The organism is Pseudomonas viciae, from assembly GCF_004786035.1.
Classification (GTDB): domain Bacteria; phylum Pseudomonadota; class Gammaproteobacteria; order Pseudomonadales; family Pseudomonadaceae; genus Aquipseudomonas; species Aquipseudomonas viciae.
Genome location: NZ_CP035088.1, coordinates 3,547,119 through 3,569,011, shown reverse-complemented (window position 1 = coordinate 3,569,011; position 21,893 = coordinate 3,547,119). Strand labels below are relative to the sequence as shown.

The window sequence follows — 21,893 nt, the reverse complement described above, 5'->3', positions numbered from 1 at the left end:
GAGTTACGGGTTTTTTTTTGACTGCTTCTAAGCGATGTGCGGTGATTTCCTCAATTTCGCTCGCTGCTTTGGGTCGAATATCCTGGAATTGGAGCTGACGAGTAGTAGCTGTGCTCAGCGTAGAGTCAGTCACCCTCGGCCGCAGCCTTAACAACTGCCTTTTCCCTTGCTTCGCGTAACATCGCCTGGCTCATGCGTGGGCGTTGCTGATAATGGCACAGTAAGCGCTCCATAAACCTCGCGGGGTTCAGAGTGGGGAGTGTGCTGAACAGATCTCTGCCTGGGCAGAACACTGAGGTGATGTCGCTTGAAGAGCTTGCGGCATTTAAGGCAGGTTGAATGCCCCGCAGGTGTTTATGCCCTCGGGGCGACGATTTCACGCTAATTTTTTGCCAAGTCGTATCATTGGTTTTTCAATAAGCTCATACGCAATGTTTGCTACTGCAATGGTGGCCAGCGAAATAATAAGGATCCTTGTCGGTGCTCCCAGTTGCCAGTCGAGCCTGGCAAATAACATAGTCACTGCAGAGTTCACGATGGGGTGCAGAAGGTAAACGCCATATGTAATGATGCCCAGCCTCTCTAGGGGGCTGGATAGCGTTTTCGATAGAATTGGCGTTATTTTGAAAAAACCGAACACCATCAGTACCGAGGCTGAGGAAAAAACCAGGCGGTTGAGGCTCGTTACAATAGATGAGTTGTCGCTGCCACTTGGGAAGATCGCAAAGATGCATGCCGATAAAAAGATGCATGCGGCTGGTAGTGCGAGCTGTGGCTTTAGGTGTTTTGCATTGTAGTATATAGCAACGCCCATGACATAAAAAAATAGGTTGTTGAGTGGGTGTATATATGTATTCCACTGGAGCTCAAGTGGTTGGGCCGGGGTAAGAAGATTTAATGCGTAGACCCCCCCGATTGCGATGGAGGCCAAAGCTAGAATGTTCCCTCCGGTCACGCTTCTGCGATAAATTACAAGAATGATCGGTGTCAATGCGTAGTACACCATTTCATTTCCGATTGACCACGCGCCTGTATTCAAGTATGCGGATGGCTCGATAAAGCCAAAGGCTGTTGTTAGATTTAACAGTATTTTATATATCGATATGTCTTCGTTCTTTAGTAGCAGGCTTTTGGCTGTGACTGCGAAAATAGCTAGCCAAAGTAACGGCCATATCCTAAAGATTCGTCTGATATAGAACTGAATGGAGCTTTTTATTGTTAGTTCGTAACGCTCATGGGCGATGGCCATGCTCAGGCCTGAAAGAACAAAGAACATTGATACCGCATAAATGCCTAAGCGACCGATAACGCTCGAGGCAGTGGTTGTTTCTCCATGCCAGAACATTAGATGATAAATCATGATGGATAGTGCTAGTAGTCCTCGCTGCCAATCCAGAGCTTCCACTCTGTAGGAATACGACACTCTGGTTCCATTAGGCGCGATTGGCATGGTCATCAGTTAGGACATCACCGGAGGGATTATGGGGCCGGCATTGTATCGGAATGGATATCTTTTTCTACAAACAGTGACAAATCCTTTTGCTCCGACTGAGACAGGACTCTTCTGTCTGGAGGAAACTTATGACCGTAACCGAGAAGGGGCGCGACAGCCTGGCGCGCCCTCTGTGGGGTGAAACAAAGGGTGAAGGCCTCGCCGGCCAGATCTCCGTGGCCTATCGCGTGCTCGACGGAAAGGACCGTTCGTGGTGGGGCGAGGGCTATGGCGGTTTCTGCCTGAAGCCATACCAGTTCGGCTGCTGGAACAAAGCGACCTGAACGACCCCGACCTGATCGGAGCCAAGGATATCCTGCCGAAGCAGCTAGCCATTCCCGGGCCAGGTCGGCGGCCAGTACCACCGCCGGCGTCAGTGGATATCGACCATGGAACCCTGCTATAGACCGTCAAAAATCTGTAGCCTACGGGACGATTCCGATGCTAAGCTATTGAAAAGCTGAACAAAGTGGATGGATTGAAATCCCACCTACGGCGGTTCGATTCCGACTTCGAATTCCACTTTTAAAAAGCTCTGTAGATCTTTGATCTACAGAGCTTTTTTATTTTCGAGGCAATGAAAAGTTTTGTCTGGAAAAGGCCTTGGGCCTCCTTGCTTCGGCGGGGTGGGATGTATATATTCCTCCCTCTGCTGCACCAGGCTCGAAACTGGCCAATCCGATATTTGCCAGTTCCACCCAGCTTGACCGCGCTACCGCCCGAATGGCGAAACTGGTAGACGCATGGGACTTAAAATCCCCCGCTCGTAAGGGCGTGCCGGTTCGATTCCGGCTTCGGGCACCATCTAAAATCAAGGGTTTGCGAGCGAAAGCTGATGTAAACCCTTGTTCGTTTCTGCCCCGCAAAAATACTCCACTTCATATGCCGCTAGCCTAAGGGCGTCTCCTGGCTCCTTCATTGAGCATCTGCGTTGAAATCCAGCACCCGCGTGGCCCCGTCAGCGTGAACGGGCCGGCCAAAAGCGCTGCCGCCTGTGGCACCTTTCTGGCACGGCTGCCGAGGCCTGACTTACGCAAGGTGAGTTGGGCGTGCGCTTACAATAAGCCTTAGAGGTCTAACGTTTGCAGAGGCCAACCGATGCGCGCTGCACGCAGGAGGCTGGCCTTAACAACCAAGCGATGAAAGGGTGCAATAACGAAGATGTAGGCCCGGCCTAGACGGTTGTGGCAGTGGACCACGGTTGAAAAAACGAGTTGGCGACTGCCTTCTGGCTCTGCCTCTCCAGAACATAGGATCGATATCCGGAAGTCGAGGTGCTTGTCGTCCTCTCCCAACACGATTTCAGTCTGGTTCGTGCTGTAGACCTTGAAAACGCCAATCCGATTAGCAAGTGATGCCAAGTGTTTGGCTGTCTTGAGACCAAAACAGACAACGATAGTGTCTCGGACTTTCAGGAGCCATCCGATCCAGGATGGCTGGTGGGAAAGGATGAATCGAGCTAGCAAGTCTGGATTGCTGGATGTGCCCGCAGGGAGCCGAACTGCAAAAGCGTCCGCCAGGTTCATCGACTTGTAAAGGTGGGTGATGCCGGACCTCGAGGGGACTGGCACGGACATGATGAGCTCAAATTCTCGGGGCATCGGGGATCTCTCCTGAGTTCTAACGACTAATTAGACGACATGCCATGTCGCGTTTCTTGTGGCGATGGCGCGAGCACGGATTAACTGGATGTTGTTGAGGCGCCAACTTCTCCTTGTCGGATGCTGAGCCCGATCAAGGCATCATAGAGCTCTTGCTGCCCAGCGGGCAGAACAGGGCGCAACGTCGCACGGCGCTTGTCGACATCGAACCAGGATTCAACCAGCCATCCCACCAGATAGAGTGCCGAAAGGCATCCGCCAGCGGTTGCAACGTTCCCCTGGGACACAAGAGGCTTGTCCACGGATTCAAGTCCCAGAGCTTGCAAGTTCGATCGTGCATCCGGGTGTGTAGTCGCTTGGCCGCTGAGCAGCCCAAGCCGTTCGAGAATGAAAGCTCCGGCGCATATGGAGCCGATTCGCTGGCGTCTGGAGTCAAGTTCAAACGACGGCAGGAAATCTGGGGCGGCAAGTGCGGCGGGTATCCCTTCCTTGCCGCTGGCGAACAAGACCGCGTCGGCACTATTGGCCTCGCAAAGCGGACCGTGCACCGCAACAGGCAGGCCGTGCGCCGATCGCACGATAGAGCGAGAACCCAATATTCGGACGTGCCAGTCCTCAGTGTTGCGGCCTAGAATGTCCCACATCAGGAATAGGTCGATATCAGTGAATTGGTCGAAAGCAATCAGAGCGATTTTCTTCAAGGCGAGCTCCATGAAAAGTGCTGGCGTGCAGAACGCAACGGCCATCTTTGCTGGTGTTCGCAGCGTATCAATCGATTGCGCACCATACACAGCCTGTATGGCGCTAAATAGGGAGCGACATAACGGGTGAGAAAACTAACTCGTAACCATTGGATCGTGGCTGGTTTTGAGGCTCTCGACCAAATAGGGCATGTTGGCGTTTCGGCCGAGAGTCTATCGCGCCGATTGAATGTGACCCGCGGATCGTTCTATCACCATTTCCGCAATCGCGAAGACTTCGTCCGCACCTTGCTGGCCGCTTGGGAAGAAGACTACACGGAGCGCATGCTCGCTTATGCGGCGCAGGGTCGTAGCGCGGGCGAAATCTTGAAACGCTACTTGAGTATTGCCGCTGAGAAACAACCTGGGCGGGAAGTTTCCATCCGAGCCTGGTCGCTGCACGATCCGTTGGTAGGTGAGTTTCAGCAGCGTGTTGACACAAGGCGACTGGATTTCGCGATACAGACGAGCCGCCGCTTGGTCCGTATGCCAGGCCAAGCAGAAGTGATTGGTCAGATGGCCCATCTGTGCCTGATTGGTGGTCAACAGGCAGGGCTACGGCGTGATGCCGCTCGCTTCAACAGTTTCCTGCATCGAGCCTTTTTCATGTGGAGCACTTCCTCCGGCTAGCGCCGAAGATGAGACCTGAGGTCGAGCACTTTTTTAAAGTGCGTCCACGGTAACAGGGCAACCGGTATCCCAGGCGAAGGCGGGTGTTTTCAGCACGAGTCTCTACAATGGGCGTTGAGATTAGCAAGGTGAGTTGGCCTGGCGGTATGGCCAACAGTGGTGGCTGCGCAATGCAATGCTGCGGCTATCGGATTCCAGAACCTGTCCAGTGTGCTAATCCTTTAACCCCAAGGAAGAGGTATCCAGTGAAGACAGTTGCAGCGATGAGCCTATTGGGCTTGATGAGTAGCAGTGCCGTATGCGCAGGGGAAACGACGTCCCCTGATGGGAAAACGCTGGCCGTGAACTTCGGCGAGCCGACGGTTAAACAGGTGCTCCACTATCGAAAAATGTACGACAAGAAACCCTTTCCCGATGCGGAAATTTATTACTACAGCAACGGGCTGTATAAGATCATTTCCCAGGGAGAAAATCATTACGGTGTCTATGTCTTGCAGGGACAACACAGTGATGAGACGTACACCGTGAAATTTATCTCCCTGCCTTCCGCAGACTGGGGGAACAAAACGGCGTATCACCAGCTGACCTTTATCCGAGGTGATACGGAAAACGTGTTCATCCAAAACGCCATTGTTGATACTGGCGAGGCGATTGCACAGCAGAACGGAACCTATACGCAGGAAAAAAATACGGTCATCAATCCGATCAGCACCGACTGGAAGAAAAAGTGAATCCACCCCTCCAGAAAGGCTTGCCCGGTGCGTTATGGAAGCTGGGTCGAGTTGGGTGCGCATTATTGGGTGGCGGGAAGGGTGTCGAGATCCGAGTGAGTTAAAAACAAAAGGTTGCATGAGATTTCTCATGCAACCTTTTTTGTCTCCATTGTTCATGCCGGCGCCGAGAGTTATGTCTCACAACCGCCGCCGAAACGCCTCGAGAATCTCCCGCGTGACTTTTTTCATCTGCAATTGGGCAATGGCATCCAGCGGATGCCAAAGGCAATCGCTGATTTCATTTTGTGGCCTGGCTGCCCTTGAGTCACTGACCGAGGCTTCGAACACGTGGTGTTCGGTTTCACCGTCGCTGATCCGCATCAAGTACAGCAGGTCTTCGGCGCCCAATCCGGTTTCTTCCGCCAGCTCTCTGAGTGCAGCCCCAGCATGGGTTTCGCCGCGCTCGACGGTACCCCCCGGCAGTGTCCAACGGCTGTTGGCTTTGCGGACCAGCAGGATGTGGCGATCCTCTTCGCAGATGACGGTCGCTCGAATTTTCATAGGCTTGCTCAATCAGTGACTGTCATTAAATTGAAATATAACTGCAATATTTGTTCCAGGCGTCATCAGCTTGTTCAAAAAAGCGATTGTTCCGAGGTCATATCAGTACGACCGCCACGAGAGGGTAAAGATTGAATTCATTCTTGGTTTGAGGCTCGTTCTATCAAGCCAAGCACCGGCCTAGCGCGGAGTACCGGTCATCGCCTGGAATGAATCAGCTTGGAAAAAATGAATCCATTGCTCATTGGGTGGATGGCCAGCCCCTGGCATTGGGGAGAGAAAAGATGACCACCGTTGAAGACTTCAAAATCAAATCCCACGAGCTCCTGGTGGAGCTCGACGCGGCGACATCTGAAATGATGAAGCTCATTTGTGTTCATCAGATGACCGGGACAGCCTGGGAAGAAGCGGTCCAGCGTCAACATGAAGCCTATGAGCAGTGGGTTGCTCATCTGAATGAGCGACTGTAGATGCAACGCGCGCCCCAGGGCGCGAGTTCTTTGAACGACGGCTGGGCGGTTACACCTAATCCATAACGAACGCCCGTCATCTGCGGCTCTTTGCATCGGTACTTATCAAAATCGAGGCGCAAAGAACGCCCTCGGTCCATCGGCTTTCCAGCCGGTAGAGCCCAGGGGGAGCGATGTCTCTGGCTAACGTTAGCGGAACTTGGGTAATGGTCGCTCAATGGGCTTAAGCGAAGTCAGTGCGCTCTGGATCGACGGAGCATCTTTATCAATGTCGTTGAGCCGGTCGCGGATGCGTACCGCGGTAGGATGCCCGCCCTGGTGGTCGACCCAGTCGGCGATTTCCTTGCAGGCCGCCGCGAGTCTAGCCTGGCGCGATTCGAGTAAGGTAAGCAGCGTGGTGATGGACTCTTTTTCGGACATGTCACACCTCCATTCAGACATTCAGAGTTGCATTCAAAGTTGATAAGGCAGCACAAAGCCCGCCAGAGGCGGGTGATGCTGTCGTTTAAGCGTAGTTGAGTTATATCGGTTCTGTCGAAGAATTCGGCGCCCGGCTGGACAACCGGTGCGCCGGAAACTGGGTTATTTAAGTCAGCCGGACTCCTTGATCCAGGACGGCGCGACGCTCGCTCTCCAGCGTACGTCGGTAATGCCGTATTTTTCGGCAAGGGGTTTGGAGACCCGCTTGACCTTTTCCCGTCCGAATTTCGGTATGCGCCCGACCCCCGCGTCGCAACTGGCCCAATGCCAAGCCTCGGAGTTATTCATCACTTCAGCGCGAATGATGAATGACTTCGGCTCGCCATGGAGCACGTAGTCGATGATGTAAAGCGATGGCCCGCCCATAAATCCTCCCTAATTAGTTCTATACGGATGGATGCGGAGGCGGGCGGAAAATTCCATCGGATTATCCAGACGGTCAAAAATCAGACCAGGAGCCAGAGCAGCCAAGTCGGTGCTCACGGTCAGGAACCAAACCCGGTTAACCTTCTCCAAGGTGAGCTTCAACACCGTGGCCAGGGATTAAAGGCAAGGCAGTGCGGCATCACATTAAGGCAAAACATGAAAAACATCGTCAGGGCGCTGGCTATTGCAGTCCTCGCCATCGGTGTGTCGGGATGCATCGGCCCGCCCATCGAATTGACCCCGAAAACCGAGCAAAGCCTGCAGTCACAACCCCCGATCCGTTTCCTGCTGACATTCGATGACGGGCCCAGCGCATCGTCCTTCTGGAACCCGAGCCTGGACGTGCTGGATGCCCTTGAACACAACCCCGTGCAACCGGGGATCAAGGCGGTATTTTTTGTCCAGACCCGTGCGTTACGAGCCGGTAACAGTGATATCGGACGCTCGGTAATGCACCGTGAGCATCGCGAAGGTCACGTACTGGGTTTTCATACGGCGACCTATTGGCACACCAATCACCGCTTTTTGAGTGCTGACGAACTGGAGCAGTCACTCGTCAGGGGGAGCGCCGATATTGCCGCGATCACCGGTGCCGCGCCGACTTTGGTGAGGCCGCCGTTCTGGAGCTACAACAGACGTACCTTTGCGGCCTACCAGCAGCACGGTCTGCATGTATTGCTGACTGACCTGAGCGCCAATGACGGCAAAGTCTGGGGTATCACTGTCAGCCCGCGACGGCGAATCAACCTGACGCGCCAGCTCTCGGAAGTGCGTGAGCGCATCGCTGCGGGGCAGTTGCCTGCGGTTGATGGGGTGATTCCGGTGGTGGTCACCTTTCACGACCTCAATCGTTATACCGCCCGACATGCCCGGGAATACCTGCAGATCCTGATCGACGCTGCGCGAGCTACGGGGGTGAAGACCGACGCCAAGCCTTTCTATGATGACCGTCAGGCGCTGGAGCGCGCGGCGCTGGCGCGCACGGTCAAGGACACCGCCCAGTCGGTGCATCTGCCTGGTTTGTGGGATTGGTTATGGGATTCGGATTCCCACTGACAGGGCCCCACGAGCGTGGCGTCAGGCGACACGGGCCTTTAGCTGTGTGCCAGCTCCAGTGGAATCTCCAAGGTGAACAAGGCTCCCTGTCCCGGCCCGTCGCTATGAACGTGGAGGCGGCCATGCATTTCAACCGCGGCCAGGGCGCAGCTGTGCAAGCCGAAGCCATGGCCGTCCTTACGAGTCGTGAAGCCGTGGTTGAAGATGCGGGCCAGGTTCTCGGGCGCAATGCCCTCGCCTCGATCCTTGACGCTGAGGCACAACGTCGTCTGATCGAGGATCCGGATCCCCAGCGTCATTTCCCGCGGATGATCGCTGACGTGAGACATCGCAAATTTGGCGTTACTGATGAGGTTGATCAGGATCAACAGCAACCTGTGCTTGTCGCCAGCGATCGTAGGGACGTCCTGATAATCTTTGATGACGGTGACGTGATGCCGACTGAGTGCACCCGAGTTCATGCGTAATGCGTCTTCGAACAGGTCACTGATATTGAGCGTTTCGATCAGCCTGGCGGCGCCGGCATAAGATTGTTGAGTGGTGACGATTTCTTTGATGTGGTCGATGCTTTTGGTCAGTTGCGCCAGTTCTTCGATGAGCTGTGCTTGTTCGGTGGCGATGGAGTCGACCAGCTCGTTGAAGTAGCGAGGCAATAATTTGCCTTTTTCATCGAAGGTGATGAACTGGCCGAGGTCTTCGGCATGTTCATTCATCATTTTTACCGCTTTTGCGAGGCCCTGTGTCTTGCTGCTGCGCAATTTCCGCGTCACAAGGTCCGCGGAAATATTCACGCTGTTGAGCACATTCCCGACGTTGTGCAAGACATTCGTGGCGATCTCGGCCATTCCCGCCATCCGCGCAGCCTCTACCAGTTCGCGCTCGGCCTCCATCAGCTCGCGAGTACGCTCTTGCACTCGCTCCTCGAGCCGCTCATTGGACGATTGCAGTTCGTGGTTGATCTGGTTGATGACGGCGTAGCTGCGCACCAACCGCACTGCCAGGTAGATCATGAAAAGCGCCATCAGGCTGGCACACACGGCCAGATAGATATGATATTGACGATCCGTTGCGGCGGTCCTGCGCTGTGTCTCGTTCAGCAGCTCAGTGATGTTGTCCAGTTCCTGGGCGACCGGAATCACGCTGATGCGGTCAAGCAGATCATTGACGATCGGTTGTTCCTGGATAATGGTCTTGATGTGCTGGGTCAGGATGATGAAGGGTGGCTGATGGGCGGCAGGCAACTGGGCAATGTATTGCTCAAACTCATCCAGTTGGCTTTGCACTTCCTTGGCTTTGCTTGACGTCACATAGAGGGTGTATTCCAGGGTGGTCAGTGTCAGCTCAAGAATATTCGACGCCGCGGTCAGGCGCTGCGTAGGGCTTTCGATGTTCATGTCCTTGAGCAACGTTTGAATCTGGTCTTCGACAAGCGGCAGCGCATCCAGGGATGTGCGCAGATTGGCGTTGTGTTGCTGGAATTGCTCGACCAGCAGGGTCTTGTTCTTGACCGCATCCACATAGCCCTGGCGCCTGGACGCCCAAAGCGCCGCCAGGGGCCCTGCGTTATTGAGTCGCTCCAACTGCTCCCATCGGCTATTCGCTTCAAGCGGTGGGGCCAGCGACAGGTTGTTGTTGAGGCCGATCTTTTTCCTCAGGATCTTGACGCTCCAGTTCGCATCCGATTGTTTGAGCTGACGAATGAAGTCGCGGGATTCGAAGTAGGTCGAAGAGTCGTAGGTGTATGACTTGATCAAAAAGAATATCAGTGCGGAAAAGACAATCAGCGCGACAGCCAGTAAGGCCGGCCATTTATATTTTTTGATAAGGGTGCTCACGCCGTTCTCCTGTGCAGAGCAGCTATCGAGGGTATAGGTGAATTTCCGAGTGGGGAGGACTGCTCAAGGCGGTAATCGCGGGGGTGAAGATGTAGTTGTCGTATCGACAGTTGCGTCGCTGTGCTTTTGCCTGGGTACACGTTGAGCTCCCTGCTAACGGTGAACGTCGGGGGTCGTCAGTGAGGTCAGTGTAGCGTTAACGAGACAGGTCGATGTCATTGACCGCAAGGACCGAGACGACGGACGAGCGCGGCCAGGACTGGCCGCGCCGGTAAGGGCTTACTGGTTCTTGATGTCAATGAAGGGCAGGGCGCCGTTCGGCAGCACGGTGGTGGGTAATACACCATTCCAGCGTTCGGCTTTGGTGAGCTCTACCAGGTTCTGGTTACTGGCCAGGGCCTGGGCGCGAGCCTTGATCGCTTCTGCTTCGGCCTTGCCACGCAATTCAGTGGCCAGTGCGTCTGCCTTGGCCTGCGCAACTTGCGAGTCGGCTTCCGCCTGGGCCTGGGTCACGCGAATCTGGGCTTGAACCTGCTCGGTCGCCAGTTGCTGCTCACGGGTTTTAACCTGTACTTCGGCCGCCATGCGCGCTTCGATGGCTTTCTCATAAGCGTCACTGAAGTCGATGTTTTCGACTTGGACGCTGTCGATGATTACCGGCCCGGTGATGGTCGCCTTGATAGCGGTTGAAATATCGTTGACCAGCTGAACACGGTTCTGCACGGCGGCCACGGCGTTGAACTTGCCGAACACGTTTTCGACCTGGGTCGGCACTTGGCGGCTGATCATCCGGTCGCGGATGCCTTCAAGGTCCTTGAACTGGGTGTAGACCTTCGCCACATCGGAAGGCGCGATGTGCCAGGACACCGATACCTTGAGCTGCGCGGACTGTTGGTCCTTGCTGTAGGCCTGGAGGTCTTCATAAGCCGTAACCTGGCTTTGTACGCTGATCAGGCGTACCGACTCGATGAACGGCGTCTTGAAGGACAGCCCTGGCTCCACCACCCCGACCAGCGCACCGTTGCGCAGCAGAACACCGCGTTCGGTTTCGTCGACCGTGTACCAACTGCCAAAGAAGACAAACAACAGGACGATGCCTGTGAGTGCCGCCACTAGAGATCCGATGGTTTTACTGGTCACGTTTCTTTCCTTGAGTGGAGGGGTAGGTTTTGCCATAGCTATGCACCTATGTTGAAACCGAAGCGGGCATTCTTTCTGAACGCCAGACACGAAAAAGCCCTGAATAATCAGGGCTTTAACGTAAGAAAATGGCGGAGGCGATGGGATTCGAACTCATGGACCTGTTACAGTCGACGGTTTTCAAGACCGTTGCCTTAAACCACTCGGCCACACCTCCGTATTGCGTTGCGGGCGCCATAATACCCGAATGAAACACACTGTCAAACTCTCTACGTAGCTTGTTACAGAGCGTCTGTTATGATCCTTGCCACTGAATGTTTCAAAACCGGAGGAGTGTCGCCATGCGCGAACAGGATTACGCAGTGAACAACAGCGTGCAGGCTGAGCAGCTAGAGGTTAGCCGCGTCCTGCGCAACACTTATGGCCTGCTGGCCCTCACGCTCGCTTTCAGCGGTGTGATGGCCTACGTCGCACAACAGATGCGCGTGGGTTACCCGAACATCTTCGTCGTGCTGATCGGTTTCTACGGTCTTTTCTTCCTCACCAACAAGCTCCGTGATTCGGCCTGGGGCCTGGTATCGACCTTCGCCCTGACCGGTTTCATGGGTTTCCTGCTCGGCCCGATTCTCAACCGTTACCTGCAGATGCAGGGTGGTGCCGAAGTGGTCAGCTCGGCGTTCGCCATGACCGCACTGGTGTTCGGTGGTCTGTCGGCCTATGTGCTGATCTCCCGCAAGGACATGAGCTTCCTGGGTGGCTTCATCACCGCCGGTTTCTTCGTGTTGATGGGCGCGGTGCTGGCCAGCTTCTTCTTCCAGATCAGCGGCCTGCAACTGGCGATCAGCGCCGGCTTCGTGCTGTTCTCGTCGGTCTGCATCCTGTACCAGACCAGCGCCATCATCCACGGCGGCGAGCGCAACTACATCATGGCGACCGTCAGCCTGTATGTGTCGATCTACAACCTGTTCGTCAGCCTGCTGCAGCTGTTCGGCCTGATGGGCCGCGACGACTGATTGCATTCGCGATGAACGAAAAGCCCGCTTCGGCGGGCTTTTTTTCGCCTGCGTTTTGGTGCTGTGGCCAATGGCCCGCAAAAAGCCTTAAACGTGATGGCACCTTTGCACAAATGATCTACACCTATGGCTAGGGAATGCATTGCCAGGGGCGGCATGAAGTGGATCGATCAGTGACTGCGCGAAATCTCGCCACAACCCCCCCATACCGTACGCATTTGGCTACCCGGCCTTGTCTGGTCGTGCCCGTTTTCCGGGCACCAAGGAGGTGTATCACATCACTGAACGCGGACCGTGAGCGGGCTAGGCATTTTGCCTCAGCCTGATAACAGAAGGAGGCCCTGCGCATCGGTCAGCAATCCGATGGGACGGCAGGCGTTCTCCCTATAAGGAGATATTGATGAACCACCCCCAAGGAAAGATCGCTGCACTGCTGGCCATGACAGGCGCGTTGTACATGGCTGGCGCCAACGCTGGAACCTTCCCGGATTTCGGTTTTGCTCCGCCCAAGACCGCGTACCCCGGCGGAACTCAACTTTTCCGTCTCAGCCAGGACTATCCCACCGTGGCGCCGGGCTCTTCTTCGATGCCGGCGTTCTTCAAGCAACTGCCCGCCAATTTCAACAACGATTTTGAAACCTGGCGCAGCTATATGAACGAGGTGAAAAAGTACTGCCTAGAGGGCAATACGGAGGTCAACTGGAATGTGCAGAAAAACAAGGTTCGTCAGTGGTATCACATGCCTTGGCAGCATTATGGCCCCAACGGCCGTGAAGCTATGCACGGCCTTACCAAAGAAGCTCCGATCCAACCCAATCAATTGGCGAGTTCGCAAGCCGGGAGTGGCCAGACTTATGCAGTGGGCATTTATAACGACATAGGCGCCTACACTATTGGCCAGGTCTGGAAGGACCCGCAGAATCCTGACCCGAGCTATACATCAAGCCCTAAAAGCTTTCCGAACGGCACGGTGGTGTGCAAGGCGCTGTTTGCCGACATCGACGTCAGTACGGTGCCGTTTCTGGTCAATCCAGTGCTCTGGAGTGCTTACACCACCACGGACTTCTACTCGACAAAACGCCAGGTCACCAAGGTTGCATTGATTCAGATGGACATCGCGGTACGGGATACCCGTGTGAAAGATACCGGTTGGCTGTTTGGCACCTTCCAATACAACGGTGCCGTAACCGGTAAGCCGGGCTGGGACAATCTGGTGCCCGTGGGGATCATGTGGGGGAACGATCCGAAAGAGACCGGCAACAATTTCACCAACCCGACACCCACTGAAACCAAAATCAACCGTGCGCTCAAGCAGACCGCCATCAATGCCAATACCAAAGAGCTGCCACCGACCCATCTGGGTTGGAACGGGCGCCTCAATGGTCCCGTGGACAACCCCCAGGCTTCCTGCCTGAGTTGCCACATGACCGCTGAGTACCAACAACTGGCGATTATGAACCCAACCTTCCAGGCCAGTTCGCCACCCGTTGGTGGTGATATCTGGATGAAGTGGTTCCAGAACATTCCGGCGGGTCAACCCTTTACCCCAGGCACCCAGAGCACCGACTACAGCCTGCAATTGTCCGGCGCCCTGGCCAACTTCTACGACTGGAAATGCAACCACAGCGGAATCTATGCGGACGGCATCAATGCTTGCGCCAAAATACAGACACTTAAGCTGATAAAAGCGAGCAATGCACCTGAGCAAGAGGTGCAAAAAGTCCAACGCAGCCCTGAACTGGAAGACCTGGAGTAGCGTACCCTCCGGCCTCGGATACACACCGAGGCCGGATCCAACTCACGCCATCGGTGGCAAGCGCCGCTTGACTGGCGTCTTCTTGACGATAGCCGTATTGGTCTCGGCCAGGACATTGAGCCTGTCCAGCAGCGTGTCCAGCTGTTCCATCGAGCGCACGTGCAGCCGGGCGATGAAGCAGTCGTCACCGGTCACCTTGTCGCATTCGGTAAATTCAGCGATGGCCTGGATCTGCCGTTCCACTTCCTGCAACTGCCCCGGTAGCGGGCGAATTCGCACAATGGCCTGGAGTTGATAGCCAAAGCACTTCGGGTCCACCTCCACGGTGTAGCCCCTGAGTACGCCGCGCTCTTCGAGCCGGCGAAGTCGTTCGGCGACGCTGGGGGACGACAGGCCACTGAGGTTTGCCAGGGCCTTGAGGGAGCGCCGGGAGTCTTCCATCAGGGCACTGATGAGGATCTGGTCGATGTCGTCAGTCATTTCGGCTCCGTTAGGTGAATGCTCGAAGTTGCCTTGATAAAAAAGGTCGAAAGCCAGTTTAGCCTTTTTCAAGCCATGGAGAAGCCTCCCGCCGGCTCGGCATACTGTGCCTCACTTGCTGAAGGAGCCTGAAGATGGACAAGACCCTACGCCGCGGTTCGCTCGAAATGACGGCCGCCATGCTGATTTCCGGAACCATCGGCTGGTTCGTGCTGGTCTCGGGCCTGCCGGTGCTGGATGTGGTGTTCTGGCGCTGCGTGTTCGGTGCCGCCACCTTGTTACTGATCTGCGCCGGTTTCGGCTTCTTGCGTCCGGGCATCCTGACGCGTACGACATTCCTGCTGGCGGTGCTCAGTGGTGTGGCGATTGTCGGCAACTGGGTGTTGTTGTTTGCCTCTTACTCCCGCGCTTCGATTGCCATCGGTACGGCGGTGTACAACGTTCAACCGTTCATGTTGGTGGGGCTGGCGGCGTTGTTCCTCGGGGAAAAGATCACCGCGCAAAAACTGCTCTGGCTGGCGGTGTCGTTTCTTGGAATGTTGGCAATCGTCAGCGCCCACGGTGAGCAAGGGCAGGGTGGCGACGACTATCTGCTGGGCATCGCGTTGGCGCTGGGCGCAGCATTGCTGTATGCCATCGCGGCGCTGATCATCAAGCGCCTGACCGGCACGCCGCCGCATCTGATCGCGCTGATTCAGGTCAGCACCGGTGTATTGCTGTTGGCGCCCTGGGCAAACTTCTCTGCGCTGCCGCAACACGCCGAAGCGTGGGCCAGCCTGCTGACCCTGGGCATGGTGCACACCGGCGTGATGTACGTGTTGTTGTACAGCGCGATTCAACGATTGCCGACTGCGCTCACCGGCGCGCTGTCGTTCATTTATCCGATTGCGGCGATCTTCGTCGATTGGTTTGCCTTCGGTCATCGCCTCGAGCCGCTGCAATGGCTGGGGGTGGCGGCGATCCTGTTGGCGGCGGCGGGTATGCAACAGGGCTGGGGCATCAAGTTGCGTCGCCCAGCCCTGTCGTAGCCCACCGTTCGGCGTGGTTCAGAAAATGTAGTCGGTGCTCAGGAAGTTCGAGTCCCGGTCGCGGATGATGTCGCTGATCAGCGCCTTGTTGTTGTCCTGGAACTTGGTTGCCACCAGGGTGCGGATCGAAAAAGTACGCAGGGCATCGTGCACGGACAAGGTGCCCTCGGCGGAGTTTTTCCGGCCGTTGAACGGGAAGGTGTCGGGGCCACGCTGGCACTGGGCGTTGATGTTGATGCGCCCGACCTGGTTGGCGAAGGTGTCCACCAGCTTGCCGACTTCGGCCGGATTGGTGCCGAAAATACTCAGCTGTTGGCCGAAGTCGGATTCGAGCACGTAATCGACCACGGTATTGAGGTCGCGGTACGGCACGATGGGGACGACCGGGCCAAATTGTTCTTCGTGGTAGACCCGCATCGCGGTATTCACCGGATAGAGCACGGCCGGGTAGAAGAACGAGCTGCGGGATTCGCCACCGTGGGCATTGGTCACCGCTGCGCCTTTGGCGAGCGCATCGGCCACCAGCGAGTGCAGATAGTCGGCCTTGCCTGCCTCCGGCAACGGCGTCAGCGCCACGCCGTCTTCCCACGGCATGCCGGGTTTCAGGGCCGCGAGCCGGGCATTGAATTTTTCGATGAACGCCGGTGCCACATCTTCATGGACAAACAGGATTTTCAACGCCGTGCAGCGCTGGCCGTTGAATGACAACGAGCCGGTCAGCGCCTCGCTGACGGCGTTGTCGAGGTCGACGTCCCGCAGCACCAGCCCGGGGTTCTTCGCGTCCAGGCCCAGGGCAGCACGCAAACGGTGTGGGCGCGGGTGGAGTTTCTTCAGGTCACTGGCGGCCTTGTTGGTGCCGATGAAGGCGAAGATGTCGATCTTGCCGCTGGCCATCAGCGCGCTGACGGTTTCCCGGCCGCTGCCGTAAATCACATTGATCACGCCTGCCGGGAAGCTGTCGCGGAAGGCCTCCAGCAACGGACGAATCAGCAGGACCCCGAGTTTGGCCGGCTTGAACACCACGGTGTTACCCATGATCAAGGCGGGAATCAACGTGGTGAAGGTTTCGTTCAATGGATAGTTGTAGGGCCCCATGCACAAGGCTACGCCCAGGGGCACGCGGCGGATCTGCCCGAGGGTATCTTGTTCGAGTTCGAAGCGGCTGGAGCGCCGGTCCAGTTCCTTGAGGGCATTGATGGTGTCGACGATGTAGTCGCAGGTACGGTCGAACTCCTTCTGGGAGTCCTTGAGGTTCTTGCCGATTTCCCACATCAGTAACTTGACCACCGCTTCGCGTTGCTCGCGCATGCGTGCCAGGAAGGTTTCCACATGACGGATACGCTCGGCGACGCGCATGGTTGGCCACTGGCCTTGGCCGCGATCATAGGCCCGGACGGCCGCATCCAGGGCGGTGAGGGCTGTTTCGGCATCGAGCAGCGGCGTACTGCCAAGAATCACTTGCTCATCGCCATGGGGGCCGGCCAGGTACACCGGGCTGCGCACCGTGGCCAGCGGCCCTTGCCAGGTTTCCAGGACGCCATCGACCAGGTACTCGCGTTGCTCGATCTGACCCTCGAGGCGGTAGGCATCCGGGATCTCGGCAGCACTGGGAAACAGCTTGGCGAGGAGAGGGGCTGTGGTCATGTCGTTACTCCATCAATGAAATGAGCCATGGGCAAACGGCTTGCAGGCGTAAAGCGCTTTTAGCGTTATACGCCTTAATGGAGGTTTTTTTTAAGTGGCATGGGCGGGTGACGGGAATTTTAACCGAGCAGCCCGACGGGCCGGCAGCACGTTGTGCCGACCCGCCTTGGCAGGGTTTTACCAGCGCATCCGCACACCCATGCTGGTAATGATGCCGTTCAAATCGTTGTCGTCGACATCACTGCTGTAGTCGGCGCTGACATACAGGCTTACCAGCGGCGTGACCCGGGCCACCAGGCCCAGGCCAACTTCGACGGTGGAAGATTTGCGGCTGCTGCTGATCTTGTCGACCTTGTCCAGGGTCAAGGTGTCGTTGTTCTGGACGGTATGCCACAGGTTGGTTCGCACGTAGGGCTCCACGCCCAGGCCGTTGACCTGGTAATTACCTTTGAGGCGTGCGCCAACGCGACCGCTCCAGGTGTTCAGTTCATTACGGGTGCCGCTCTCGGCATTCGGTGTTTCGAGGGTGACGCGCTGGTTGATCAATTGCGCCTGGGGTTCGACCACCCAGTGGGTGCTGATGCCGATCGGAAAGCCACCTTCGACCGACAGCGTCACAGCGTTGCCTTCGGCAGCCTGGCGCTGGCCTTGTTCGGTTCGGCCGTAGCCGTTGACCCGCCCACCGCTGGCGCTCAGGTCCACGTGCCAGCCGGTGGGTCCGGTCAGGCTCCAGTAGGCACCCAGGTTAGGGCCCTGCAGGTTCAACGCGTCTTTTCCCGGTTCGGCCATGGCTGGCGTCATCAGCACGCCACCGGCGTTGGAGATGATTTGGTTTTGTCCACTGATCAGACCCATACGCTGGGTGTGCCCGCTGTCGTTGCGCAGTGTGAATAGGGCGGGGCTTTTGTTCGATGCCACGTCAGTGCCGCTGACCGCGGCATTCTGGCTGTCCTGCGATGTTCGACCGTACCAGGGTTGCGACGTCTCTTCGACAGGCCAGGCCTGAACCTCCATGGACGAAAGAAGCAGCAACGACGTCGAGACGGTGTAAAAAGTGGTGGTGATCTCTTGTGGGCGGAGGGAGGTTTTCATGGGGGCCTGCCTTGCAATCGCATGCGTTTCTCGCTTTTGGCGTCTCTCCTACCCCGAATGAGGGGCGACCGAATGGATTGAGGCAAGCCTCTGGCGGCCCGTTGTAGCGGGTTCCAGAGGCCTGCCCCTGACTGTATTTCCGGGGGTAGTACGTTGTAGTCAAGAGGATCGATGCCGTTGCGTCAAGAAAATGGACGATGAATGGCAATGTTTAATCAGGATGTATAACTTGATGTTTTATATCGTATTTTATTTTTTAATGGTTGCAGGTTTACCATCTGATCCTTATGCCGAGTTTGCCGGCCAGACTGCGCTGCTGATTGCTGTCGAGGTTGTTGCTGTAGTCCGCCCCGGCGTAGACGTTGACCGTGGGGGCCAGGCTCACGATGACACCAATACCCAGTTCGCCAGTGGAGGCGCGCTGTTGAGTTTCGATCCTTTGGACATTGTCGAACGTCACCGCATCGGTGCCGGAAAAAGTGTGCCAGAGGTTGGCACGCAGATACGGTTCCACGGGTATGCCGCTGACCTGATAGCGGCCCTTGAGGCGAGCGCCGAGGCGGCCAGTCCTGGCACTGTCGGAATCGAACTCGACCCTGGAGATCCCGTCATCCTGGGTGTCCAGGGACACTTTCTGATGGATGATTTGGACCTGGGGTTCGAGGACCCAGTTGGCGGCCATGGCGAAGGGATAACCAGCCTCCGCCGATAAGGTCAAGGCGTGCCCGCGATTGTCGATTTTTACCCCGCGTTCGGAACGGTTGTCGCCATTCAGCCGTGTGCCCATCATCACTGTGTCGACGTAGCCACCGGAGGGATCGATGAGGGTCCAGTACAGCCCGAAACTGTCGCCGTCGAGTTCTATCTTGCCGGCGTGCCGACCTTGGAAGCCCAGGTTGAAACCTTTGACATCGCCATTGAGTTCGGTATGGCCGACGAAGAAGCCGAGGCGTTGGGTCTGGCCGCCGGACAGCGCCGAGCTGTACAGATCGTTGCCTACTTGAAAGCCCTTGATGGAGCCGTCCAGGCGCGGGGTTACGGTGCCGGCCCAGGTCTGATCCAGATCCTTGCCATAGACCCGGCCCCAACCCGCGGCGAATGCCCCGGTCTCCGTGAGCAAGCGCTGGTCACCCTGGCGGTCATGGAACGTGCCCAGGGCCATCAGCGTCAGTTGCGCCGCAGCAGGAGGCAACACCGACCAGGTCGGCACTTCCGGGCGATACAACGGAATCGGCGCGGCACCGGGCACCGCGACAGGTAGAGCAGGCAATGTCGGACTGGGCGCCGCTATCGGGCCTGCTACCACGGTGGAGCGCAGGTACCAGTTGTTTTCATTGCCGGTCACACCCCCCTTGAACAAGCGGTAGTCGAATGCGCCGGCCGAGACCGCTTGGGCCAGTGAAAAAGCACCGCTGTCGCTGACAGCCCCGCCTTGTGCCTGGACCAGTTCGATGCCGTCCTGGGTGGTCAAGGCGCCCGCGCCGTTCAGGTTGGTGACCGTGATGGCGGTACTGCCGGTGAGCGTTGCGCCATTGACCACCAGTTTATCGCTGGGGGAGTCGTCGGCGCCGAGTACCGTTTGCAGGCGCAACTGGCCATTGTTGCCGACGTAATTGCCCTGGACGGTGAGGGTATCGTCGGTGCGGCTGTTGTCGGCGGTAAGGTCAACCGTGCCGGCGTTGTTGAGCGTCGCCAGTTGACCGGCAGTAAAAGGGGCAATGACGCCTTGGGTCGCCGTCAGCGTGCTACCGCTTTCGATGTTGAGTGTCCCGGTGGCGGTGGCACTGTCGCCCAATGTCAGCGTGTCATTGAGGTCCAGGCGCGAGCCTTGGGTGAGGTTGACCGTTTCCCAGTTGATGTAGCGGGAGCCGGTGCCGGAGGTCGTGCCTTCGAAGCTCAAAACGTCCTGGCCCAACCCGCCATCCAGGCTGGGTGTGGTGGCGAGCACGGTTTCATCGAGGCTGCTCAGCAGCGCCGTGTCGTTGCCTTCACCCATCAAAATGGCCGAGCGAATCAGGCCGCCGCTCCACTGCAGTTGGTCATCGCCGAAACTGCTACGGACCTCGCCGACGATTTCGCCACCGCTCACGGTAATACTGTCGTTGCCGCCGCTGACACTCACGTTACCGCCGATGCGTCCTGCGGACAGGGTAATGGTGTCCTGGCCAAAACCGGTCACCAAATTGCCGAGAATCTGCCCGCCGGACATATCGAAAATGTTGTCGTCGAGTTTCATGTCGACCCTACCAATGGTGCCACCGGTCATTTTGGCTTCATCGCCGTCTTCGAACGCTCCGATAATGGTGCCGCCAGTCATGAAAAATGTATCGAGGCCGTCGCCTTGGGCCAGTGACTCGATGGTGCCGCCATTCATGACGAAATCGTCAATGCCGGAGCCTTGTTGTACGTCGCCCTGAATCACACCGTTGGCGTTAATCTCGATCCTGTCGACTCCGGCGCCAAAAGTGACGTCACCCTGAATGACGCCGCCACCATTGGCCGGCATCGTCAGGCGGTTATTGCCTGAAAGATCCGTCAGCCCGGGGCTGGTGCCACTGTCGCAGACATAGGTGTCATTGCCAGCGGTTGGCGTCAACGTGCAAGCCGCCAGGGCAGACGGGACAGGTAGGAGGAAGGGGGCCGATACCCATAGGGCGTTGAACAGCCGATTGAATCCATGCTCGCGCAAGTTCATGTGCTATCCCTCTGCTTCGGCATCCGTGGTATGCCGGATTCAGCATCGGTTGCACTACAGAAGGCACACAGGGCCTGGCAACGCTCGCTGTATGGAATGGCACGCTAACAACGAATAAGGGGCGTCGCTACTGTCAGAACTTACAGGTAGGGCGCAGCTTTTAAGGGGGGGGATAGATGCACTTCCACCGAAAGTGGCAGGTGATCGCTCAGGTGGGTCCAGGGTTTGCTGCCGAGGATTTGTGGGGCACGGCTGGTGGCGTTACGCAGGTAAATGCGGTCCAGGCGCAGCAGGGGGAAGCGGGCCGGATAGGTCCGGGCAGGGCGGCCGTGATGGTGCTCGAAGGCTTCGTGCAGGTATTGACGGCGGGCCAGGGCGGTATTGCCGCGCAACTGCCAGTCGTTGAAATCGCCGGCGATGATCACCGGGGCGTCGTCGGGCAGCGAGTCGAGCAATTGGCAGAGCAGTTTGAGCTGCAATTGGCGATGACTTTCCAAAAGGCTCAGGTGCACGCAGATCCCATGGACCTCGGCGTGGCCGGGGACGTCCAGCACGCAATGCAGCAACCCCCGTCGTTCCGGGCCGGTGATCGAGACGTCGAGGTTGCGGAATTGGCGGATCGGGTATTTGGACAGTAAGGCATTGCCGTGATGGCCGTCGGGGTACACCGCGTTGCGACCGTAGGCGAAGTCGCTCCACATACTGTCGGCGAGAAATTCGTATTGCGACGTCTGCGGCCAGTTGTCGTAGCGCGATGCGTGGCGGTCGTGTACACCCAGCACTTCTTGCAGGAACACCAGGTCGGCGCCGGTACTGCGCACCGCTTCACGCAATTCGGGCAGGATGAAACGACGGTTGAGGGCGGTGAAACCCTTGTGGGTGTTGACCGTCAGAACCCGCAGCCGGTGGACCGCCGCAGGCGAGCCCAATGGCACTGATTCGACGGCCCGCCAGTCGGGATCGTGAGTCACATTTACTCCTGAATCAGACGTACCTGTTCATGCGACTGACGGGAGGCTTGGGCAGTTCCGGTTTTTTCGT

General features: G+C 57.1%; 20 protein-coding genes, 2 tRNA genes and 1 pseudogene. 9 read left to right on the top strand and 14 right to left on the bottom strand.

Going from position 1 to position 21,893, the window contains the following annotated elements; all coding sequences use genetic code 11:
- Positions 1 to 376: 376 nt before the first annotated feature.
- A complete protein-coding gene (locus tag EPZ47_RS15835) occupies positions 377 to 1,423 on the bottom strand; it encodes an acyltransferase family protein (protein WP_158296358.1) in 1,047 nt (348 codons plus the stop codon).
- Between the two features lie 158 nt (positions 1,424 to 1,581).
- Between EPZ47_RS15835 and EPZ47_RS15830 the strand changes: the two are divergent.
- Positions 1,582 to 1,826, top strand: a pseudogene (locus EPZ47_RS15830) (cell wall hydrolase); the annotation flags it as partial.
- 383 nt (positions 1,827 to 2,209) lie between these two features.
- A tRNA-Leu gene (locus EPZ47_RS15825) sits at positions 2,210 to 2,296 on the top strand.
- A 263-nt stretch (positions 2,297 to 2,559) separates the two neighbouring features.
- Here the strand turns inward: EPZ47_RS15825 and EPZ47_RS15820 are convergent.
- Positions 2,560 to 3,093, bottom strand: a complete 534-nt coding sequence (locus EPZ47_RS15820; RefSeq protein WP_135845646.1) for a DUF2867 domain-containing protein — start codon at positions 3,091 to 3,093, stop codon at positions 2,560 to 2,562.
- A gap of 80 nt (positions 3,094 to 3,173) precedes the next feature.
- Positions 3,174 to 3,794: a DJ-1/PfpI family protein gene (locus EPZ47_RS15815; protein ID WP_135845645.1), complete on the bottom strand. Its 621-nt coding sequence runs from the start codon at positions 3,792 to 3,794 to the stop codon at positions 3,174 to 3,176.
- A 126-nt stretch (positions 3,795 to 3,920) separates the two neighbouring features.
- Between EPZ47_RS15815 and EPZ47_RS15810 the strand changes: the two genes are divergently transcribed.
- Together EPZ47_RS15810 and EPZ47_RS15805 are read left to right on the top strand one after the other, a co-directional pair.
- Positions 3,921 to 4,463, top strand: a complete 543-nt coding sequence (locus EPZ47_RS15810; RefSeq protein WP_135845644.1) for a TetR/AcrR family transcriptional regulator — start codon at positions 3,921 to 3,923, stop codon at positions 4,461 to 4,463.
- 263 nt (positions 4,464 to 4,726) lie between these two features.
- The gene (locus tag EPZ47_RS15805; protein WP_135848008.1) at positions 4,727 to 5,194 is read left to right on the top strand and encodes a hypothetical protein; all 468 of its coding nucleotides are present in this window, start codon (positions 4,727 to 4,729) and stop codon (positions 5,192 to 5,194) included.
- 180 nt (positions 5,195 to 5,374) lie between these two features.
- Here the strand turns inward: EPZ47_RS15805 and EPZ47_RS15800 are convergent, their stop codons facing one another.
- Positions 5,375 to 5,737: an NUDIX hydrolase gene (locus EPZ47_RS15800; protein ID WP_135845643.1), complete on the bottom strand. Its 363-nt coding sequence runs from the start codon at positions 5,735 to 5,737 to the stop codon at positions 5,375 to 5,377.
- Between the two features lie 284 nt (positions 5,738 to 6,021).
- Between EPZ47_RS15800 and EPZ47_RS15795 the strand changes: the two genes are divergently transcribed.
- Positions 6,022 to 6,207, top strand: coding sequence for a hypothetical protein (locus EPZ47_RS15795; protein WP_135845642.1), 186 nt, complete (start codon positions 6,022 to 6,024; stop codon positions 6,205 to 6,207).
- A 189-nt stretch (positions 6,208 to 6,396) separates the two neighbouring features.
- Here EPZ47_RS15795 and EPZ47_RS15790 read toward each other — a convergent pair whose 3' ends face one another.
- Positions 6,397 to 6,627 (bottom strand): hypothetical protein, encoded by a 231-nt coding sequence (locus tag EPZ47_RS15790; RefSeq protein WP_135845641.1) that lies wholly within the window; start codon positions 6,625 to 6,627, stop codon positions 6,397 to 6,399.
- A 171-nt stretch (positions 6,628 to 6,798) separates the two neighbouring features.
- On the bottom strand, positions 6,799 to 7,053 hold the full coding sequence (locus EPZ47_RS15785) for a DUF6555 family protein (protein ID WP_025213787.1): 255 nt from the start codon (positions 7,051 to 7,053) through the stop codon (positions 6,799 to 6,801).
- Between the two features lie 216 nt (positions 7,054 to 7,269).
- Here EPZ47_RS15785 and EPZ47_RS15780 point away from each other — a divergent pair, with 216 nt between their 5' ends.
- Positions 7,270 to 8,169: a polysaccharide deacetylase family protein gene (locus tag EPZ47_RS15780; protein WP_135845640.1), complete on the top strand. Its 900-nt coding sequence runs from the start codon at positions 7,270 to 7,272 to the stop codon at positions 8,167 to 8,169.
- Positions 8,170 to 8,207: 38 nt separating this feature from the next.
- On the opposite strand, the gene EPZ47_RS15775 is transcribed toward EPZ47_RS15780, so the two are convergent.
- The 3 genes from EPZ47_RS15775 to EPZ47_RS15765 form a co-directional block, all read right to left on the bottom strand.
- Positions 8,208 to 10,004, bottom strand: coding sequence for a DAHL domain-containing protein (locus EPZ47_RS15775; RefSeq protein ID WP_135845639.1), 1,797 nt, complete (start codon positions 10,002 to 10,004; stop codon positions 8,208 to 8,210).
- 279 nt (positions 10,005 to 10,283) lie between these two features.
- Positions 10,284 to 11,144 carry a prohibitin family protein gene (locus tag EPZ47_RS15770; protein WP_135845638.1) on the bottom strand — a complete coding sequence of 287 codons (861 nt, stop codon included), beginning with the start codon at positions 11,142 to 11,144 and terminating at the stop codon, positions 10,284 to 10,286.
- Positions 11,145 to 11,273: 129 nt separating this feature from the next.
- A tRNA-Ser gene (locus EPZ47_RS15765) sits at positions 11,274 to 11,361 on the bottom strand.
- Between the two features lie 124 nt (positions 11,362 to 11,485).
- Between EPZ47_RS15765 and EPZ47_RS15760 the strand changes: the two genes are divergently transcribed.
- Both EPZ47_RS15760 and EPZ47_RS15755 read left to right on the top strand, forming a co-directional pair.
- Entirely contained in the window at positions 11,486 to 12,157 is a 672-nt protein-coding gene (locus EPZ47_RS15760; protein ID WP_122564621.1) for a Bax inhibitor-1/YccA family protein, read from the top strand.
- Positions 12,158 to 12,557: 400 nt separating this feature from the next.
- Positions 12,558 to 13,913, top strand: coding sequence for a hypothetical protein (locus EPZ47_RS15755; protein ID WP_135845637.1), 1,356 nt, complete (start codon positions 12,558 to 12,560; stop codon positions 13,911 to 13,913).
- 42 nt (positions 13,914 to 13,955) lie between these two features.
- Here the strand turns inward: EPZ47_RS15755 and EPZ47_RS15750 are convergent, their stop codons facing one another.
- The gene (locus tag EPZ47_RS15750) at positions 13,956 to 14,393 is read right to left on the bottom strand and encodes an Lrp/AsnC family transcriptional regulator (RefSeq protein WP_135845636.1); all 438 of its coding nucleotides are present in this window, start codon (positions 14,391 to 14,393) and stop codon (positions 13,956 to 13,958) included.
- Positions 14,394 to 14,527: 134 nt separating this feature from the next.
- Here EPZ47_RS15750 and EPZ47_RS15745 point away from each other — a divergent pair, with 134 nt between their 5' ends.
- Positions 14,528 to 15,421, top strand: coding sequence for a DMT family transporter (locus EPZ47_RS15745; protein WP_135845635.1), 894 nt, complete (start codon positions 14,528 to 14,530; stop codon positions 15,419 to 15,421).
- 18 nt (positions 15,422 to 15,439) lie between these two features.
- Here EPZ47_RS15745 and EPZ47_RS15740 read toward each other — a convergent pair whose 3' ends face one another.
- From EPZ47_RS15740 to EPZ47_RS15725, 4 genes are all read right to left on the bottom strand, one after another.
- Positions 15,440 to 17,065 (bottom strand): NADP-dependent glyceraldehyde-3-phosphate dehydrogenase, encoded by a 1,626-nt coding sequence (locus EPZ47_RS15740; RefSeq protein WP_135845634.1) that lies wholly within the window; start codon positions 17,063 to 17,065, stop codon positions 15,440 to 15,442.
- 177 nt (positions 17,066 to 17,242) lie between these two features.
- Positions 17,243 to 18,157: an autotransporter domain-containing protein gene (locus tag EPZ47_RS15735; protein ID WP_135845633.1), complete on the bottom strand. Its 915-nt coding sequence runs from the start codon at positions 18,155 to 18,157 to the stop codon at positions 17,243 to 17,245.
- Positions 18,158 to 18,428: 271 nt separating this feature from the next.
- On the bottom strand, positions 18,429 to 20,852 hold the full coding sequence (locus EPZ47_RS15730) for an autotransporter family protein (protein ID WP_135845632.1): 2,424 nt from the start codon (positions 20,850 to 20,852) through the stop codon (positions 18,429 to 18,431).
- 140 nt (positions 20,853 to 20,992) lie between these two features.
- Positions 20,993 to 21,823, bottom strand: coding sequence for an endonuclease/exonuclease/phosphatase family protein (locus EPZ47_RS15725; RefSeq protein ID WP_135845631.1), 831 nt, complete (start codon positions 21,821 to 21,823; stop codon positions 20,993 to 20,995).
- Positions 21,824 to 21,893: the final 70 nt, after the last annotated feature.